General features: G+C 40.4%; 2 tRNA genes. Both read left to right on the top strand.

Features of this window, described 5'->3' with window-relative positions:
* Nucleotides 1-55: 55 nt before the first annotated feature.
* A tRNA-Lys gene (locus ABFX15_RS03860) sits at nt 56-128 on the top strand.
* Between the two features lie 26 nt (nt 129-154).
* Nucleotides 155-228 (top strand) — tRNA-Arg (locus ABFX15_RS03855).
* Nucleotides 229-560: the final 332 nt, after the last annotated feature.

Below are 560 nucleotides of genomic sequence, written 5' to 3'. Positions count from 1 at the left end.
CTGCCTTACAAGCAGAGGGTCAGCGGTTCGAGCCCGTTAACCTCCATAGATCCATGAGCCGTTAGCTCAGTTGGTAGAGCAACTGACTTTTAATCAGTGGGTCACAGGTTCGAATCCTGTACGGCTCATTGCAAACGGCAATATGACCATCCATGCGTCCTTAGCTCAATTGGATAGAGCACCTGACTTCGGATCAGGCGGTTAAGGGTTCAAGTCCTTTAGGGCGCGTAAGATATCAAAATACAAAGGTTGCTTTAGATGGAAATCTTAAGCTGCCTTTTTTTGATACTCTCAGGATTGACGTTGCTTCTCTCTTTTCATTTGCCATAATTGTTGGTATAATTGTTAATAGTCAAAAATAGTCAAACAATCATCGATGCCTTATAGTCAATAGTAAAGCATTATGGTGTTAAGTCAAGAGAAGAGAATAGATTATAAATAGACAACCTAATTTCATAAAAAAGGGTGCACTGAACTAAACCGCCACGCATTCGAAAATACGTTCGGTTTATATCTTCGGATAGTCGTCCTTAAGAAATAGTTTCTCTTAAGACTCTATC

Source organism: Alkalibacterium indicireducens (genome assembly GCF_039522005.1).
GTDB classification, from domain to species: Bacteria; Bacillota; Bacilli; order Lactobacillales; family Carnobacteriaceae_A; genus Alkalibacterium; species Alkalibacterium indicireducens.
The sequence above is the reverse complement of the archived record's forward strand: the minus strand, read 5'-3'. Positions and strand labels throughout refer to the sequence as shown.